General features: G+C 38.8%; 14 protein-coding genes and 1 pseudogene. 3 read left to right on the plus strand and 12 right to left on the minus strand.

What is annotated here, in order from left to right:
- Positions 1-94 precede the first annotated feature (94 nt).
- Positions 95-1,123: a metal ABC transporter solute-binding protein, Zn/Mn family gene (locus ACOMCU_RS18205; RefSeq protein ID WP_421050949.1), complete on the plus strand. Its 1,029-nt coding sequence runs from the start codon at positions 95-97 to the stop codon at positions 1,121-1,123.
- Here the strand turns inward: ACOMCU_RS18205 and ACOMCU_RS18210 are convergent.
- The 7 genes from ACOMCU_RS18210 to ACOMCU_RS18240 form a co-directional block, all read right to left on the minus strand.
- Entirely contained in the window at positions 1,120-2,301 is a 1,182-nt protein-coding gene (locus ACOMCU_RS18210; RefSeq protein ID WP_421050951.1) for a transglutaminase domain-containing protein, read from the minus strand. The genes ACOMCU_RS18205 and ACOMCU_RS18210 overlap by 4 nt on opposite strands.
- Before the next feature lie 586 nt (positions 2,302-2,887).
- Positions 2,888-4,342, minus strand: a complete 1,455-nt coding sequence (locus ACOMCU_RS18215; RefSeq protein ID WP_036130740.1) for an o-succinylbenzoate--CoA ligase — start codon at positions 4,340-4,342, stop codon at positions 2,888-2,890.
- Positions 4,343-4,361: 19 nt separating this feature from the next.
- Entirely contained in the window at positions 4,362-4,514 is a 153-nt protein-coding gene (locus tag ACOMCU_RS18220; RefSeq protein WP_421050953.1) for a hypothetical protein, read from the minus strand.
- Between the two features lie 88 nt (positions 4,515-4,602).
- Positions 4,603-5,421 (minus strand): 1,4-dihydroxy-2-naphthoyl-CoA synthase, encoded by an 819-nt coding sequence (menB, locus tag ACOMCU_RS18225; RefSeq protein ID WP_010860291.1) that lies wholly within the window; start codon positions 5,419-5,421, stop codon positions 4,603-4,605.
- 61 nt (positions 5,422-5,482) lie between these two features.
- Complete coding sequence (gene menH, locus ACOMCU_RS18230; RefSeq protein ID WP_010860292.1) at positions 5,483-6,292, minus strand: 2-succinyl-6-hydroxy-2,4-cyclohexadiene-1-carboxylate synthase; 810 nt, start codon at positions 6,290-6,292, stop codon at positions 5,483-5,485.
- Complete coding sequence (gene menD, locus ACOMCU_RS18235; RefSeq protein ID WP_010860293.1) at positions 6,280-8,004, minus strand: 2-succinyl-5-enolpyruvyl-6-hydroxy-3-cyclohexene-1-carboxylic-acid synthase; 1,725 nt, start codon at positions 8,002-8,004, stop codon at positions 6,280-6,282. Before menD ends, menH begins: the two co-directional genes overlap by 13 nt.
- Positions 7,997-9,382, minus strand: a complete 1,386-nt coding sequence (locus ACOMCU_RS18240; protein ID WP_010860294.1) for an isochorismate synthase — start codon at positions 9,380-9,382, stop codon at positions 7,997-7,999. The genes menD and ACOMCU_RS18240 overlap by 8 nt, the downstream gene beginning before the upstream one ends.
- 433 nt (positions 9,383-9,815) lie before the next feature.
- Here ACOMCU_RS18240 and ACOMCU_RS18245 point away from each other — a divergent pair, with 433 nt between their 5' ends.
- On the plus strand, positions 9,816-10,736 hold the full coding sequence (locus ACOMCU_RS18245) for a 1,4-dihydroxy-2-naphthoate polyprenyltransferase (protein WP_421050954.1): 921 nt from the start codon (positions 9,816-9,818) through the stop codon (positions 10,734-10,736).
- Positions 10,737-10,774: 38 nt separating this feature from the next.
- Here the strand turns inward: ACOMCU_RS18245 and ACOMCU_RS18250 are convergent, their stop codons facing one another.
- The 3 genes from ACOMCU_RS18250 to ACOMCU_RS18260 form a co-directional block, all read right to left on the minus strand.
- Complete coding sequence (locus ACOMCU_RS18250) at positions 10,775-11,701, minus strand: dipeptidase (RefSeq protein ID WP_010860296.1); 927 nt, start codon at positions 11,699-11,701, stop codon at positions 10,775-10,777.
- A gap of 51 nt (positions 11,702-11,752) precedes the next feature.
- A complete protein-coding gene (locus tag ACOMCU_RS18255) occupies positions 11,753-12,202 on the minus strand; it encodes a TraR/DksA C4-type zinc finger protein (RefSeq protein ID WP_421050956.1) in 450 nt (149 codons plus the stop codon).
- Between the two features lie 73 nt (positions 12,203-12,275).
- Positions 12,276-13,037: a MerR family transcriptional regulator gene (locus ACOMCU_RS18260; protein ID WP_421050957.1), complete on the minus strand. Its 762-nt coding sequence runs from the start codon at positions 13,035-13,037 to the stop codon at positions 12,276-12,278.
- Positions 13,038-13,409: 372 nt separating this feature from the next.
- Here ACOMCU_RS18260 and ACOMCU_RS18265 point away from each other — a divergent pair.
- Positions 13,410-13,731 (plus strand): annotated as a pseudogene (locus ACOMCU_RS18265) (transposase); the annotation flags it as partial.
- Between the two features lie 84 nt (positions 13,732-13,815).
- Here the strand turns inward: ACOMCU_RS18265 and ACOMCU_RS18270 are convergent.
- Together ACOMCU_RS18270 and ACOMCU_RS18275 are read right to left on the minus strand one after the other, a co-directional pair.
- The gene (locus ACOMCU_RS18270; RefSeq protein WP_421050959.1) at positions 13,816-15,024 is read right to left on the minus strand and encodes a diaminopropionate ammonia-lyase; all 1,209 of its coding nucleotides are present in this window, start codon (positions 15,022-15,024) and stop codon (positions 13,816-13,818) included.
- Between the two features lie 300 nt (positions 15,025-15,324).
- Entirely contained in the window at positions 15,325-18,114 is a 2,790-nt protein-coding gene (locus tag ACOMCU_RS18275) for an S-layer homology domain-containing protein (protein WP_421050960.1), read from the minus strand.
- Between the last annotated feature and the right edge of the window lie 325 nt (positions 18,115-18,439).

An 18,439-nucleotide genomic window follows, 5' to 3' on the forward strand; every position in this document is an offset into this window, starting at 1 on the left:
TTTTTTCTTGTACTTTTTTTAGATGTGCGTTATTATAGGAACTGTTCAAAAAACAAATCGTAATCATTACTATTTGATGGAGGTACCCTATTATATGAAAAAAATATTGTTATTTTTCCTAGTTACTGTTCTTGCTGTATTTACAGCTGCCTGTGGTAATAAGTCTTCAACGTCTAATCAGTCAGAAGCACAAGATAAATTGGCCATCTACACAACTGTTTATCCTCTAAGCTATTTTACTGAGCGAATTGGTGGTGATTTCGTGGAAGTATCATCAATTTACCCTCCTGGTGCTAATGAGCATACATTCGAGCCTACTCAAAAAGATATGATGCACTTAGCAGATGCAGATTTATTTTTCTATATTGGTCTAGGTCTTGAAGGTTTCGTGGAGAACGCGAAAAAAACACTAGCCAAAGAAGAGGTGACAATGGTTGCTACAGCAGACCAAGTATCCGATGAGAAATTAGCTGTCAGTACTGGTCACTCACATGAAGAAGAAGACGGTGCGTCGCATGAACATGATCATGCTGCTACCGAAGAAGAGCACGATCACGCTGAAGAAGGTCACTCACATGAGGACCATGATCATGGTGATGTCGATCCACATTTATGGCTATCGCCTGTGATAAGCCAAGATTTAGCACTTTCCATTAAAAATGCATTAGTTGAAAAAATGCCAGCACAAGAAGCGACTTTTACAGCTAATTACGATGCATTAGTAAAAGAGTTACAAGACTTAGATAGTGAATTTAAAACGATGGGTGAAAAAGCCGGAGAAAAAACATTCTTCGTCTCACATGCAGCATTCGGCTACATTGCTGGTGAATATGGCTTAACACAAGTTCCGATTGCAGGTTTAAATTCACAAAATGAGCCTTCTCAAAAGGAATTAACTGTGATTGTTGATAAAGCAAAAGACATGCACATTCACTATATTTTATTTGAGCAAAACGTATCGTCTAAACTAGCAGAAGTCATTCAAAAAGAAGTTGGTGCGGAATCACTTGTCCTGCATAACTTAAGCGTTTTAACAACGGATGATGTAAAAAATAATGAGACATACTTCACGTTAATGCAAAACAATATGGAAATTTTAAATACTGCGTTAAACGCGCATTAACTTGCACATGAGAAAGGAGGTGCCCCGAAAGCAAGATGGGACACCTCCTTTATTATGACTAATTTCTCTTGCGGCATTCTTTTTTCCGTTCTGTGAATACTTGGTAATAATAGATGTGCAACTTCAACCTCTTCTATTGTTGGCACGATTGATAAGTAAGCATAAGACCTTATGAAAACCATATGCTTATTCATGTCATATGAAGCTATCTTTAACGGCTCATCGCTCTTTGTATACCTTTTTTCTAAGTGAGTAGCCTGTTCTTGTAACTGCATTGTGTAAAGCTTATTTTGCCCTAATATAGACAGGCCACGGTCATTATTTAAGTTACTATACACAAGCGGTTTCGTCATTACTTCAACCTTACTGTCCTGCTGTAAAGCAGAATAGTCTTCACTTGTTGCTGCCGGGTAACTTGCATAATCCCATGTATGATCTTGCGCTAATTGTCTATCTGACAGTAGAAAATAGTTGTAACGCACTTCACCTTGACGATCAGGTAATGGATCATCCCACGTAACGTCAATATGATACCAATCCTTATCTAACTTCACTAATACCCAGGCGTGGAGTTGATCGCCTACTTCTCCCGTGACATATTGCACCTCAAAACCTAGCATCTCTAACATCCGAAAAAGTACTAATGCATACGCTTGGCAAACCCCTTTGTTTTCTGTTAACAGTGTGTAGGGAGAATATTGACTTCCTTTCGTTTCCTTCGAGTATTCCGAAGTTAGAACAATAAAATCATGTGCAGCCTGTAGTTTCTCCAATTCGCTTAATCCATGCATGGGCGCAATAATATCGGTCAAAGTCCGCTCTACAAAATCCGCCTCTTTTTGAGAAATATGATAGGTAAATTGAAATTCAATGACAATATTATTGGCATAACCATCATACTTCCATTTAAAACTAGAAATATTGGCGTAAAAATAAGGGTCCTTTATTGCATGTTTTATAAGCTCTGTTAGTTCATCTTTCAATGCCGATGTATCACCTGTGTATCGTATATCAAATTCAGTAGTTAACTGCATTACTTCTTTTTGAATCTGATATTGTAGTGTCTCTATTGTAGTAGCTGTTGCGATAGTTTTTTGTTCATAACTTGCGAATACTTGCACATGACTCATTTGTAGAACAAATAATATAATGATGACATTATATATATATTTTCTCATATGAGTCTGTCTCCTTTACTAAATAGTTTATGCCGCTCAATACAAATTATGTTAATTTATTATTAATTTACCCTAAAATAAGTGACGTACCCTGTGAATATACAAAAAAGAAGCCTTCATTTTAATGAAGGCTTCTGACTGTAGAAAGTATGAATAATTTGTTGCGGAAAAAGCCACTCGCTTTCCGCGGACGAACCAACTAGCGTCCTCCCCCTCGCTACACTTTTTGCGCGATCTAGCTGGCTCGTTCTTCCGCAGCAGTCTCGCAGCTTTTTCCTTTCTATAAAGAATCAGAGATGTTGTGCTTTGATGTCAAAAAAACTTACAGAATGACCGTGATCAACCTGAAATAATTACGATTGCTCAAGTGGTACCACAAAATCACTTAGTTCGTAAACTATGTGTTGGACAACCATAAGAGGTCTCAAAAAATTGTCCATGCAGGCGATGCTTACTTTTTCTGCCATAAAATTGAAGAAACTCGCTGTTTGGACATGGCGAGAAACATAAACAGTGTAAGCAGTGGTAAAAGACACTGATTTTACATACGAACACGTCATTAATGAAAATCACTGAAGCCTTGATTTTAATGAAGGCTCCTTTCATGTGGAAGCAATTCCACTAATTTTCTTCTCAATAACTTATTTGCACCATTGCGTGGAAGTTCATCGATAACGATGATTTTTTTGGGTACTTTATATTTAGCCAGCTTTTTTCGACAAAACGTTTGTAATTGCTCCATTGATACTTGTTCCTTTAAAACGACAAAGGCAATTGGTACTTGGCCCCATTGATTATGCTCTATGCCACACACCCCCGCTTCCTGTACAGCCGAATGTGCCAACAGTACATTTTCAATTTCGGCAGGGTAAATATTTTCCCCACCAGAAATTATTAAATCGGCACGACGATCTACAACAAATAAAAAGCCAGCCTCATCCATATAACCCACATCGCCTGTATGAAGCCAGCCTTCTATAGTGGCACTTTTTTGGGCAAAACGGCCAATATAACCGGGTGTTACATGTGGTCCACGAATACAAATTTCCCCTTCACCTTGTGCATTTGGCTCGATGATTTTAATTTGGTTGAAAAATAAAGGCTTCCCTGCTGAACCAATTTTATGCATTGCATCTTCGCTTGCGAGTGTAGCAGTTTGCGATGAGGTTTCTGTCATACCGTATGTTTGTGCTACCGCTAGTTTTAAAGCATTGGCACGTTTTAAATAATCCATCGGTACAGGACCACCTCCTGCCAATAACATTTTAAAAAGTGGTGAAGCTAGTGCACTTCTCTGCTCAAGGGCATGTAAAATTCGTTCTAGTGTCACAGCAACTACCGACATATGTGTCACTGTTCCATCGATAATATTGTGAGCAATAGCGTCCACATCAAAATGTTCGTATAACTGCACTTTGTTGCCATACAATAACGACCGTACTAAAATTGAAAAACCGCTTATATGAAATAGTGGCACAGCACATAGCCATGTATCATCGGTTTGTAAACCTAAATTAAGTACAGAGGCCGTTGCACTTGCCTGATGATTCCCAACCGTTTGACGAACGCCTTTTGGAAAACCTGTTGTCCCAGACGTGTACATAATTGATGTAGTTTGTGCCAATGACCATTCTTTCGCAATGTCTACGTCTTGCTCTGTACCGTCCTCAACACTAGAAAACAAATAGTATGACAAGGTATTCGTCGGTATCTTCTCAGCATCCTCATCTGCCACTAGTACCGTTACAGCCTCCGAATCCTCTAATTGATAGGCTATTTCTGATTGAGATAATCTACGATTAAGCATCACCATTTCACATTGTAAATGCATACACGCGTACATCATTACAACAAGACTAGATGTGCTTGGTCCCAATAGAGCAATTCGATCTTTTTGTTTGATACCAAGCGCTGTTAACTGACGCGCCCGTTTCATGGAAAGTTCGTTTAATTCTTGAAACGTCCATGTTTGTCCTTCATATGTGAGAGCATTACGTAATGGCGTTAAATACGCACGCTGCAAAATCCAATTTGGATACATTTTTGTTCCCTCCAATCATTCACACTATTAAGCTTACCGCTTCTTGGCGTAATCCGTCTATTGACTGTTTTCTATCCTTATCTGTCACTTCATAGATTCTATCCATCACTTTTCTCTTTCTATCCGTCACTTCATAGATTCTATCCGCGACTTTTCTCTTTTTATCCGTCATTTCATAGCTTTTATCCGCTTCAACCATTCAAATACATAAAAAAGCTCGCATCTGTTAAGAGACACGAGCCGATAATCGATCTAAATAATCAAGGGAATCTTGGGAATTGACCGAAGTCTGGTTGGCGTTTTTCTTTGAAAGCGTCACGACCTTCTTTTGCTTCATCTGTAGTGTAGTAAAGAAGTGTTGCGTCACCCGCCATTTGTTGAAGACCTGCTAAGCCGTCTGTATCTGCGTTCATCGCCGCTTTTAAGAAGCGTAGCGCAGTTGGAGACATTTGCAGCATTTCCTCACACCATTGAACAGTTTCGTCTTCCAATTGCGCATAAGGAACAACTGTGTTAACTAATCCCATATCAAGTGCTTGCTGTGCATCATATTGACGGCAAAGGAACCAAATTTCACGTGCCTTTTTATGACCAATAATACGTGCAAGATAGCCTGAACCGTAACCAGCATCGAATGAACCAACTTTTGGTCCAGTTTGTCCAAAACGAGCATTGTCAGCTGCGATTGTCAGGTCACATACAACGTGTAATACATGGCCTCCACCGATTGCATAGCCCGCAACCATCGCTACTACTGGTTTTGGAATAACGCGGATTAAACGTTGTAGGTCAAGCACATTTAAACGTGGGATTTCATCGTCCCCTACATAGCCACCATGTCCGCGTACTTTTTGGTCACCACCTGAGCAGAAGGCATGTTCTCCTTCTCCTGTTAAAATGATAACACCTACATTTTTATCATCACGCGCGCGTGAAAATGCATCAATCATTTCCATAACCGTTTTGGGACGGAATGCATTGCGAACTTCTGGACGGTTAATCGTTACTTTAGCGATACCGTTATAAAATTCATACTTAATATCTTCGTAAGTATGTAAAGTAGTCCATTGACGTGTCATTGTATTACCTCCTAATTAATAATTCGTTTCGAAAAAATCGAGACGCTAACGTAATAAAACATCACGTTAAATTCTTCATTACTATTGTAGCAAACTCAGCGGGATTTTCCACATGAATTGCATGTCCCACGTCATTTACTGTCATATGTTGTGCATTTTTTAATAACGCTTTCATGTCAATGGCAATGTGACAAAACTTTTCGTCTAGTGCGCCAGTAATAAGCAGTACAGGCATATCCATTTGTGTTAAAAGCGACCAATTTGACGGTTGCATACCAGTGCCAATCCCTCGTAAGCTACCAACTAGACCACTTTCCCTTTGGGCGAGTCGCTCTAGGCGAATTGCTTGTCGGGCAATTGCAGGTAAACGTTTCTGCGAGGCAAATAACGGGATATTTTCCCATGCATGGACAAAGGATTCCACACCGTTTGCCGCTATTTTTTCAGCAAGTGCATTATCGCGCTCACAACGCGACTTTCGTTCTTCAGATGAACGTAATCCTGGAGAAGCGCTTTCTAATATTAGCTTGTCTACACGTGCTGGGTACGTAATTGCGTATGATAATGCGATACGTCCACCCATCGAATAGCCTAATAGCGTAAATTTTTCTAGCTGTAGTTGATTAAAAACTTCCTCTAAATCACGCAGTTGTTCTAGCATGGTGAAGCGGCTAATTTGCTCAGGTACAGCCGTTTGCCCATGACCAATTAAATCAATTGCGACAATGCGCACTTGAGGCAAAGCATCCGCTAAATTTCGCCACGTCTCCGTACTACCAGTAAAACCATGCAAAGCCACAATCGTTTGTTGTGCTTCCTCATTCCATATTTTTACGTGCGTCTCAATGCCTCGAATCTTTAGCTTTGCCATGCCTTTAAACCTGCATTAATGAGATTCCAAAGCGCACGATGGGCATAGACATTTTCTTCTCTATCCGTAAATATTTCTAGTAAACGTAACGGACGTTTTTTCACTATGTTAAATTTCGATAATAGCTCAGAAATGTCCTCTACCCGAATATATTCCATACCATACATATGTGCAATATCACGGAATTCAAGTGCTGTTGGTGTGCCAAATAAATCTTCATAATGTGCTTCTACTGTTGATTGTGGTAGATAAGAGAATATACCACCGCCATCGTTATTCATGACAATAATAGTAATATTACATTCTTGGTAGCGCGATGCTATAAGTCCATTGACATCATGTAAAAAGGCTAAATCGCCAATGAGTAGATAGGTTTCACGACCATTCACTTGACTAAAGCCCATTGCTGTAGATACAACACCATCGATACCATTCGCACCACGATTTGCAAAAATGCGAAGATCCTTTGTCGTTTTCATTAAAAATGTATCAATATCACGAATTGGCATACTACTGCTAACAAAAATATCACTGCCATTAGGAATCATCTCTAGTAAACGACTCACCATGGCACCCTCATCGATTGCTCCTGCTGTATAGTGTTCAATATACTCCAGTGCAATATCATTAGCATCTTGCCATTCCGCTAAGTACTCCGCTTCTAGCGCAGTTGCAGGAACATCTAACTGTACGAGCCAATCACCAACACTTGCATGAATAAAGTGTGTCGATACACCTGTAGAATCTCGGAACATGGGGTCTTCATCCACAACTATATAAGTATTTGGTCGTGACTTCGCAATAAATTGCATCATAAATTTCGATACAGGCTGTGAACCTAAACGTAGCACTGTTTCTGGCTCAACAAGCGCTTTAAATTCTTCACTTTTCATAATCGCATCATACGTTGAAATAACATATGGCAAACAATCTTCTGGTACAGACGTTCGCATATTTGATAAACTCTCCACAATAACAGGCCATTTCAATTGACGGACAAAGTCCCATAAAATAGTTACATCTGTCCCTAGCGCAAGCTCACCAATAACGACAAAGCCTCGTTTTGTCGTGCGTAAAATTGACGCTAGCTCCTGTTGTATTGCCACAGAAGGCGTTAGCTCAGCAATGCTACTTTGCTTAAATGATGCTTCAGGTAACTCCTCACGAAAATCGATCAGCAATGGCTCACGGAACGGTACATTAATATGCACAGGTCCAGACGGTGCACTCGTCGCTATGGCAACCGCTCGAGCAAGGTGACGCTCAATAAATGGCAATGTTGGTGCAGCGTTATCTGGCAGTGGAAAATCAACACTCCACTTTACATGAGGACCATATAAATTTGGTTGATTGATAGCTTGTGGTGCCCCTACTTCTCGTAATTCATGGGGACGATCTGCTGTCATAACGATTAATGGTACGCGTGCATAACTAGCCTCTACAATCGCAGGGTAGTAATTTGCGGCAGCTGTACCTGATGTACATAATAGGACAACCGGCTGTGCCGTAGCTTTAGCAATACCTAATGCGAAAAATGCGGCAGATCGTTCATCAACTTGGCGATATATTTTAAGCTGCTTTGTTGATGCAAAAGCATAAGCAAGGGGTGTCGAACGTGAACCTGGACTTACTACAACATTTCGTACACCTGCTTGTACGAGTGATGCGACAATTTTATATACATAATCAGTTAATATCTTCTGTTCACTCATGTAATTGTCCTCCTAACGCCCGAAGCATCGGACGGAATTTCACTAACGTTTCGTCATATTCAGACTGTGGTTCTGAATCAGCTACAATACCGCCACCTGCATATAAATAGGCCTTATCTTTAATTAATGCTGCCGAACGAATAGCTACCGCGAATTCTCCGTTTCCCTCTGCATCCATCCAACCAATTGGTGCAGCATAAAGCCCACGATTCATCGGCTCATATTTACGGATAGCTGCCATTGCTTCTTGTCTCGGCACACCGCCTAAAGCTGGCGTCGGATGCAAATACTTTGTCAGTTGCAAAATAGTTGCTCCATTATTTAACTGACCTTCAACCGGTGTATATAAATGTTGAATATCTCTAATTTTTAGTAAGCGTGGACCATCAGGTATTTTCACATTGATACAGTTTTTACGGAAAATATCAGCAATCATATCAACCACATAGTGATGCTCGCCACCATTTTTTGGATCATTTAATAAGCTTTGTCCATAGGTTTCATCTTCATCAGCTGTTTTACCACGTTTAATAGAGCCTGCCACACATGATGAATAGGCATGTCCATTTTTAACTTTCACAAGTCGTTCCGGTGACGCACCAAAAAATAATAATTCGTGACGCTCTAATCCAAACAAATAACTTTCCGGCTGTTCATTTATAATTTGCGATAGTATTTGTGGTGATGCTACCTGCTCTTTAAACTGTAAAGCAAGCGATCGTGCAATAACGACTTTATTGGCCTTCTTCGCCTTAATCAGGGCTGTCACTTGGTCAATCGACGCTAGGTACGGCTCCTTATACGGCTCAAAATAACTTGTTATTTCAGGCTTTGAATACGTTCCCACTTCTTTTACCTGCGCAGCGTGAATGAAATGATCACGCTCTTGACGTAGTGCTTCCATCTGTTCTTCTGGCTGTTTTTCATGTGTAATAAGATGAATGCTCACATATGCTTTGTCATCACGCAATACAAGCTGATATGTTGCCAGTGCAAAATATGCTTCGGGAAAGCCCGTCCACTCCCCATCCACATTATTTTGTGGATCAAATGTAAAACCGCCAAATAAAATGGGCTGTAGCTCAGCTTGGCCCTTAACACAATGTTTCGTTAAGTGCTTCCACTCCGCTTCCACCTCGTCAAAGCGGTCATTTTTTGCGTTATTTTGAATCGTATGGGCATGTCCTAAACCCACTAATGTCATTGTTTTTTCTCTATTTTGCCAATAAAATCGTTCACCTTTATAACGCTCCTCACCCGCTGCATAAAATGCTAGCGCCGATAAGCGACTTACTTCGATCGTTTCCATATAAAAATGAAGGTTTTGGCCCAAAGAGTCCACTTCTATTTCTGTGGCTTGGTACCACTTCTGTTGCATGAATATTACCTCCGTTGTTGCAATGTACATAATCAATCAATTAAGCCTTGGTGTATTTGTATCTGTCAATACGTTCAGATGTTGAATTATCCTTTGTTCAGTAAGTTGGAGTCTTTTCGTTATAGACTTAGTAGTTTGCAATGTAATCAACATTGTACTTATCACTGAAACGTCAAACAATCTGAAACAGCTGCCCGGGCTTTGACGTAACTCAGTGACGCTTGTCTATCCATTGAATCATGTTTAATACGCTAAAATAGCCATCTTTCACTATTTGACGGCTGTATTTTTATATTTCCAGTTCATAAATGCATGTTCTATTGTATCATTTTTTTCAACTGAACAGTATGTAATAAGCTGTGAACCTATCCATTTTCTCTTTCTTCGTATAAAATAAGAAGAGTCTACAATAGTTGAAGGAGAGAAAGACCTTATGACCAAAGTCATTGAAGCTGATAGGGGTTTTAAAGTTTGGTGGCATTTAACACGACCACATACGTTAACCGCTTCATTCGTTCCAGTATTTTTAGGAACTGCAATTGCACTCGCAATTGATAAAGAAACAATTAATTTTGGACTATTTTTTGCTATGCTTATCGCAAGTATGCTCATTCAAGCAGCAACTAATATGTTCAACGAATACTATGATTACAAACTTGGACTTGATAATGAACACTCTGTTGGCATTGGCGGAACGATCGTCCGTCATGGTGTTCAACCAAAAACAATTATGATGATTGCCTTAAGCTTTTATGCAATTGCGATGCTTCTTGGCGTTTATATTTGTGCATCAACCTCTTGGTGGCTCGCTGCCGTAGGAATCGTTTGCATGCTTATTGGTTTTTTATATACTGGAGGGCCGTATCCTATTGCCTATTCACCATTTGGAGAAATTGTTTCTGGTGCTGTTATGGGAATGGGGATTGTCTTAATCGCCTACTATATTCAAACACTTACAGTAACACTTGATGCGATTTTACTCTCAGTACCAAGTATGATTTTAGTGGGTGGCATCATGCTGTCAAATAATATTCGTGACATCGTTGGTGATACAGAAGGTGGTCGTAAAACACTTGCCATTTTAGTAGGACGTGACCGTGCTATTTCTGTATTATCTGGCTTTTTCATCGTTTCGTACTTATGGGTAATTGCATTAGTAGCAATTGATGGTATTACCTTTTGGGCACTTATTATTTTCCTAAGTGTACCGAAGCCGCTTCGTGCCATCCAAATTTTCCGCGATAAAAAAGAAGCGAAAGAAGTAATGCCTGCGATGAAATATACAGCGCAAACAAATACAATCTTTGGCTTCCTATTAGCAGTAGGACTGCTGTTAAATTACTTTTTCTATTAATGAAGTACAACCCTAGCTATGGTAAATATGCGGCAGCCTTAACGGGTTGCTGCTTTTTTTATAAATTGACGTAAATTATTACTTGCTATACCACGTACCTCTTCGTCTAAAAAATGAGCACGTAAAGCTTCTAGTAAATTTTGCGCCTCCCCAGCATGTGCTAATCCCTGAACTGTGCAATCAATTCCGTCATAATCAGAACCTAGCCCGAGATGTTCAACTCCTACTAAATTAGCTAGATGCTTTACATGTGTAACTAAATCGTCTATTGTCGCATCTTCACCGATAAATTTAGGGAAGTATACTACATGAATATGACCACCATGCGCTACTAGTGCCTTGGCCTGCTTATCTGTTAAATTACGTGGATGATCACAAAGTGCTCGCGCATTACTATGACTAGCAATAATATGCTTCGCTAATGGCAAGACATCCCAAAAGCCCTGCTCATTTAAATGAGATACATCTATAATAATAGCTCGCTCATTTAGCAAATCCACTACTTCTTTTCCAAATGCTTTTAGGCCAAGACTGGCATCTTGTTCAGCGCCATAAGCTACGGCATTTTCTTCATTCCATGTAAGCCCAACAAGCTTTACGCCTGCATCTAAAATAGCGGACAGCTTTGTTAAATCACTACCGATAGGACTACAGCCCTCTAAACTTAAAATAGCACCAATTTCGTGTGGAGCCAATGTATCTAGTTGTGACCACTCTGTAATATGCACCATGCCTTCGGTTTGTAAAACATGCGTATGGAATACTTCAATTTGACGCATGACCTCTAAAAATTGCAAACTCTGCGGGATATCTGGTTTAATAAAAATAGCAAACACTTGTGCTTTGACTTGCCCTAGTTGCAGCCTTTCTTTGTTTGCATGCAAACGTCTATCATCTGCAAACTTTGCTGTTTCTAGCTGCGTTAATTTCATTAGTACATCGCAATGTAAATCAATAATTTCCATGCCCTTCACCTCTTACAGCTATTATACTGCTCATGGCAAGGATTGCTTAAATTAATTTTTATCAGAAGGTGTATCTGATGAGCCAAACTCTTCAACTTCTTCGAAATCATCCGATTTTGGCGATGCCGATAGTACTTCTTCTTCCACGGGTCTTATTTGCTCCTCTTTTTGTTCCGCATGCTCTACACACGTCAATGCTTTTGGCATAGCTTCTAAGCGTCCAAGTGGGATTTCCTCTCCACAGACAGTACATGTGCCGTATGTGCCATCTTGCATTGCTTGAAGCGCACGTTTAATTTCCTCAGCATCATCACCTCGGTGTCCATCGATAGCCATTTCTGTTAGCTGATCTGTTAAATCACTTGCATTGTCAGCAGGATGATTATCATAATTAGATAGCTCTGTTGCTTGTGGTCGCTCTGCTTCCTCAAGCTGTTGTTCTATTTCCTGCAAGTCCTGTTCTAATTGCTTTTTTAACTTTTCCATCACTTGTTGGTTCAAAAAAATCTCCTCCTCATGCTTTCATTTTTTCCTAAATTAATGTTTCTAAAACATAAAGCATGACAAGGCTTACTTAATTTTGCGCATACACCATTATTGCATCATGTAAAAATTGTGTAGCACCCGTTGTTACACGCTCATCATAATAGGCTGTAAAACGCTCATCAGCAACATACATTTGCGCTAAACCAACATGTGCTTCCTTGGAATACTGCGGCCATGAAAAGCTTAGCCAACGTTTATGAAGCTCTGCAACCTCCATTGCTACATCATTTTTTGTATCGCCAATTTCCATTGCCTCTTTTAAACGTTCAAATAATTGCTGTTCTAGCTGCTGCATCGCCGTAAATTGCTCCTCCGTCATATTTTTCAACTTAGAATTCGATGCTTCTATTGTGTCATTACCATATTTCGCACGAATTTCTTCACCATATTGCTTTTCATTATCCTCAATTAGCTTCTCTTTAAATCCATTAAACTTCTCTTCGTTTGTCATTGGTCGTTCCTCCTCTAATGATTCAATCGTTTTTTCTACTGTTTGTAATAATTTTTCAAGTTGCTCTTTTCGTTGGAGTAAGGCCATGCGATGCGTTTCAAGTGCAACTATAGGTTGAAAATCAGGCGCCTGAATTATTTCCTGAATTGTTGCCAACTTCATATCTAACGCTCTGTAAAATAGTATTTGTTGCAGTACATCGACCTCATTTTCTCCATAAAATCGATAACCTGCCTCGTTTGTTCTTGCTGGCTTTAGCAAATCAATTTCATCATAATACCGTAACGTTCTTGTACTGACGCCAGACAAATTGGCTAGTTCCTGTATCGAGTATTCCACCACTTTCACCTCCACTACCCATACTCTAAACCTTTACGCAACGTCAAGGTCAAGAGAAAAATCTTATATATATTTTTTAAAAACAACTCCAGTTATCCGATACTTTGATGATACGTGTTTGTTTATAGTCTTTTTTCTTTGGAAATAGGAGTATCTATATAAACCTGTTACTTTCCGCTAAGGCAGACGCTTTTCGCGGGCATGGCTTCAGTTTCCTCGTCGCTACGCTCCTGTGGGGCATTCAGCTCATGCTATTCCCGCAGAAGTCGCCGCCTGCACTCCAATCAACTAGTGCACGTCTGTAAATGATTGAGGTGATGGGTAGGATGACGAACAATAGTAATAATGAACCAGATTAATTAGACATGCTGACATCGGAAAATCATTGAACTCCTTTTTGGGTACAATCATATGGAAGAAGCCGATCATTTACGTTATCAAAGTGACATGAAACAAACGTGCACGTAGAAAAGAAACGATGGAACGTGTATGTACGGATGCGAAAGAAAAGCATGGTATGCGTTGGACAACCTTACGAGTGATTAAAAAATTGTTCATGCAGGGGATGCTTACTTTTGCTGCCATGAATTTGAAGAAGCTAGCTAATGAACATGCTAAAGTCCAAAATTGGAAGAAAATAGTTGCTCGTAGAGTACTACTCTCGCTAACAGGAATATTGGTAATTATTTACTAAAATTTCAAAAGGTATTCGGAATGTGATTATTCCGAATACCTTTCGTTTTCAATCTGGGGCATCTCAATGAGATGCCTTTTATTCCTACTTTGCATAGCCTCCGTGCCACATAATGTTGCGGTAGTTTTCTACATCCGTATCGCCCTCTGTATTGAAAAACAACACACGGGAATGCTCGTTTATTTGTAAAGTATCCCTTAGTAAGGCATAATGCTCATTTGTCATTAATTCATAAAAACATCCAAATGGAGCCGCTCCTGATTCCCCTGCAACAATACGGGCATCTGTTCCAATTGCATTGCCTAACACCCTCATACCAGTTGCAGCGACAGTCTCGTGACAGCATATCCCTATCTTCGTATAGGTTTTTAAAATTTCCCAAGCCATTGGATTTGGTTCTCCACAAGCTAAACCTGCCATAATAGTCTGCATTTCTCCTCCAACCGTTACATAATGTGGTGCTCCTTGTTTAAAGCTTTCGTAAAAGCAATTTGCCGCATAAGGCTCTACTAAAATGAACGTAATTTCTTGTGTATAAGATTGCTTTAAATAGGCCACAACGGCACCTGCAAAAGACCCTACACCCGCTTGCAAAAATACATGCGAAGGCGCCTTTTCCAGCTGATCCACCACTTCTTTTACAAGCGTTGCATAGCCTTGCATAATCCATAGCGGTATTTCCTCATAACCTTCCCACATTGTATCCTGTATGATGACCCAGCCATTGTCTTGCGCAAGCTTTGCGGTATAACGAACCGTATCATCATAATTCATAGTCGTCATTTCTGCATAAGCGCCTTCATTCTTAATATTTTGTAGACGCTCCTCGGCACTACCAGCAGGCATATAAATTCGTGCTTTAAAGCCAAGCTCTCGAGCAGCCCAAGCTACCCCACGACCATGATTACCATCTGTCGTTGAAATAAACGTTAAGTCTCCTAACTGTTTTTTTACTTCTGGTGATTTAAGTTGTTCAAATGATAAATCTTCAATATTTCTTCCTAATATATTGGCGACATACTGTCCTATTGCATAAACACCGCCTAATACTTTGAATGCATTTAAGTCAAAGCGATAAGACTCATCTTTTACCATTATATTTTGTACGCCCAGCAATGAGGCAAGAGCTTGTAAATTTCGTAGAGGTGTATTTTTAAACTTTTCATATGTATGATGAAATGCTGTAACACGATTTACTTGCTCTGATGTGAAATGCTGTAAAAAAGGTACGGATTGTTCTATATTTTTCTGTAATAAATATTGTTGATTATTCACCCACACAAGTTTATCCATCCATATTCCTCCTAGTCTTGTTTCTATTACCATCTTAGTCGATTAAGGCGTAAAATTCAAAATAAGGTACCAAAATAAAAAATGAACATAAAGGTCCTCAGTATATTCATAAAGCACCGTTTATCTTACATTAATGGTACGATAAAATGAAAATCTAGGGCTTTCTCTTGTGAATATACATAAAAAAAATGCAGTAGATAAAATTAATATCTACTGCATTTAGTATGTCCCACGTCAGGTAATTTACCTTGTGGAAAAACAAATATCTGTCATAGGAAATCCTTGCTTAATCCCTATTATTTATCTTTGCACTGTTATTGTTTGTGAAGTGAAATCTAACTTATTTCCATTATTATCTGTAATAGCATTACGTGGTGAAGCTTGAATCGTAACATTTCTACCGTTTTCAAATAAATATCCACTCTGAGATATTGTAATCAGCACTCTATCATTGCCTTGTGCATAAGTACTTGCTGCTACCGAAGAACCATTCACACTAATATCAAAGTCCATACTATTAACGTTTATTACTGGCTCACTGAAAACAAGTTCTAACGTTTGTGAATTGCTAACATTCACATTCACAACCTTTGGTGCAATATTTTCTTTAAGATTAACTGTAGTTCGCACCTCATCGAATGATTCCATAGAGTTTGCTGCTCTTAAGCCTTTAATCGTGAAATTTCGTATGCCATTAAAATAATTCGAATCTTTTTTCACTGTAAGCTTAATGCGATTTAAATTGGATGCCTCTACAACTGCACTTTCTACTTGAGCGTTATCAATAATATAATTTTGAACGTTTTGAGCAAGTGCTGGATCAACTGGATAATTGAAATTTAAATAAACAATATTATTATCTTTAATAGAATAATCTGTCGCAGATGTTTGAATTGCATTGTACTGCGTTAATGTCAGTTTATTACCATTAACACTTAAATCACCGTTACGTGTAAATTTTACATTTTGCACTTCATTGATAGGCACACCATATAAATTCGTAACATTAAATAAAGTTAGTTTGCCATCGTAAAGAGCTCCCTTTGTATCATAAGGGCCTAGCAGACCTGCAATTTTAACACGTAATTTTGTAGGCTGATCTTTTACGGTATGAATATCGCTTTGAGATCCTCTTGATACCTCATACAAAATGTGGTTATTCATATAGCTTCCCGTAAATGATGCTTTTGCGTAAGCTCCTATCTGTACTGGCTTATCGAACGATAATTGTAAATATTCTACATTATCCTCGTAAACAATTTCAGAATTCATTAGGACAGGCGCTCTGTCATCTTTTATAAAGTTATATACAGTTGAGAATGTTGCCGTTTCACCTGATAAGTCAGTAATGACACGGCTAGAAGCTGTCCCAATCGTTGTAATTCCTTGAAGTATACTTTTTGGATCAACCGTCACATTGATTAAACGACCATTTTTGGGATCTTTCTCTACTTTATTCACGGAAATTGAAGTCTGTCCGTTTTTAATTAAAAGATCATATGCATAAAGTGGTTGAATCTCTTCTGAGAATAATAACTGGAATGTATTTGGGCCAGTTTGTGTGACAGAAGATAGTGTTGGCGGAATACCATCCTTATCTCCTTTTTTCACTGTTACAGTTGCAGGGTTTGGTGAAATTATATTCCCTGACAAATCTGTTGCCGCTACAAATGTAATCTGCATAGCTGTACCTGGTGTTAAATAACTACCATTCACTGTTGCAGCTGATAAATCAAAGGTTGCTTCAGTTGCGTTTTGTTCAATACTCCCTACCACATTCATTACCTTTGTTCCATTTGGTAATGTGAATTGAATGCGTTCATTTGGAAATGCTGCCATTGGCTTAGAAAACTGCACTTTTACGATTGAAGAGTTATTTCCTTGTGTTGTTCCCAAAATAGTAGGTGGTTGTGTATCCCCAGCAATGACAAAATTCGCATCTACTCTTTTAAGCAGTAAGCCCTTTTCAGATTTGATGTTGTTTAACACATAACGATGTGTGCCTTTTAATGGCTCATTTACTGTAAAGATGATTGATTTTCTATCAGCACTGATTTCTGTTTTCACAACTGATAGTGCTCTTAAAGTGTCCACATTAGAGAAAGCCGCAATATTATCCTGTAATTTCCCATCTGTTTTTAAGACAGAGAGCGGGTCAATTGCTAGGTTGAAAACAACTTTGATCTGAGAGGCATTGATTCCCTCAATGGATTGCACCTTCAGCTCATTGACTTCATATGTAACAACAGCTGAATAGGATTTATCATTAATTTTAAAATCTACCTTTGTTTCCACATTTTCAGTAAGTGGCGTTGCTAATGTTACCTTATGGCTTGTCCCATCTGTTAATGTAACCTGTAGTGTATTGGCATCTACAACTTTAACTGTTTGGATGAGTAAAGGTACTTCATGTTCTTTGAGCATATCAGTGACATTTGTCATAGTACGATGTAAAAAAGATGCAAAGTGACCACGTGTTAATGTGTTGGTTGGATTAAATGCCTTAACATTTGTAATCTTTGCATACTCTAGTGCAATAATTGCCTCACGATTCTCTGTTGAGGACGTATTTTTTAAATCTGTAATAGAAGATTTATAGTTTTCCTCTTTATACTTCGCAATTAAATCGATATCGTAAACTGTTTCAATAGCACGTACTAAGTAAGAAGCCATTTGTTCACGTGAAATATTCTCGGAAGGCGTTAATTTGTTATTAGTACCTTTGGAAATACCTGTATCGTAAATAAGTGCTGCATATTGTAATAATTCTTTATCTTTTGTAGATGCAGGCTGTAAGTCTGTAAAACGTACTTTTTTATTGTAATCTGCTGGTACTTGATAGTGTTCCGATACAAGCCATTTCCCTAAAAATTTTGTGACATTGCCACGCGTAAGGGGAGCGTTTGGTCTAAATGTACCGTCAGTATAACCACCTACAATTTTTGCATCTGCTAATGCCAATATCCCCTCTTTATGGTCACTCTTTGCAATATCTGTAAAGGAGGCTGCACTTGCAGCAGGAACAACAGCTGCCGCAACCAATGCAGCAGATGCTGTACTCACAATCCATTTACTTTGATTTTTTTTCATATTAATAACCTCCTACTAATTCTGTTCATCTCTATTATAAAAGAAAGATAGATTTATTCCAAAGGATATACCAATATTATCGAGTTTTACCATGGAATATTTGTCTAATCAATAGTAAACAATCATCAAATTGAAATAATTTCCAAATATTTGAAGTAACGAATACTTCGTCGTGATTACTAATCGCAAAACAATTTTGATAAGATCTATGAAGAAGTTAAAAAGCTTTATAGGAGTGTAATACCTGAATAAGAAAATGGCTTGGTTGGAAACAACAAATGCGGCGGCGCATATGAAGCAACTATTGTACTAGATTTAACAAGTA

It is taken from the genome of Lysinibacillus sp. UGB7, assembly GCF_049058285.1.
Taxonomy (GTDB): Bacteria; Bacillota; Bacilli; order Bacillales_A; family Planococcaceae; genus Lysinibacillus; species Lysinibacillus sphaericus_B.

Bases quoted from the DNA above. Each gene is read 5' to 3' on its own strand.
- ACOMCU_RS18205 (WP_421050949.1), top strand. From the start codon at position 95: ATGAAAAAAATATTGTTATTTTTCCTAGTTACTGTTCTTGCTGTATTT.
- ACOMCU_RS18210 (WP_421050951.1), bottom strand. From the start codon at position 2,301: ATGAGAAAATATATATATAATGTCATCATTATATTATTTGTTCTACAA.
- ACOMCU_RS18215 (WP_036130740.1), bottom strand. From the start codon at position 4,342: ATGTATCCAAATTGGATTTTGCAGCGTGCGTATTTAACGCCATTACGT.
- ACOMCU_RS18220 (WP_421050953.1), bottom strand. From the start codon at position 4,514: ATGACGGATAAAAAGAGAAAAGTCGCGGATAGAATCTATGAAGTGACG.
- menB (WP_010860291.1), bottom strand. From the start codon at position 5,421: ATGACACGTCAATGGACTACTTTACATACTTACGAAGATATTAAGTAT.
- menH (WP_010860292.1), bottom strand. From the start codon at position 6,292: ATGGCAAAGCTAAAGATTCGAGGCATTGAGACGCACGTAAAAATATGG.
- menD (WP_010860293.1), bottom strand. From the start codon at position 8,004: ATGAGTGAACAGAAGATATTAACTGATTATGTATATAAAATTGTCGCA.
- ACOMCU_RS18240 (WP_010860294.1), bottom strand. From the start codon at position 9,382: ATGCAACAGAAGTGGTACCAAGCCACAGAAATAGAAGTGGACTCTTTG.
- ACOMCU_RS18245 (WP_421050954.1), top strand. From the start codon at position 9,816: ATGACCAAAGTCATTGAAGCTGATAGGGGTTTTAAAGTTTGGTGGCAT.
- ACOMCU_RS18250 (WP_010860296.1), bottom strand. From the start codon at position 11,701: ATGGAAATTATTGATTTACATTGCGATGTACTAATGAAATTAACGCAG.
- ACOMCU_RS18270 (WP_421050959.1), bottom strand. From the start codon at position 15,024: ATGGATAAACTTGTGTGGGTGAATAATCAACAATATTTATTACAGAAA.
- ACOMCU_RS18275 (WP_421050960.1), bottom strand. From the start codon at position 18,114: ATGAAAAAAAATCAAAGTAAATGGATTGTGAGTACAGCATCTGCTGCA.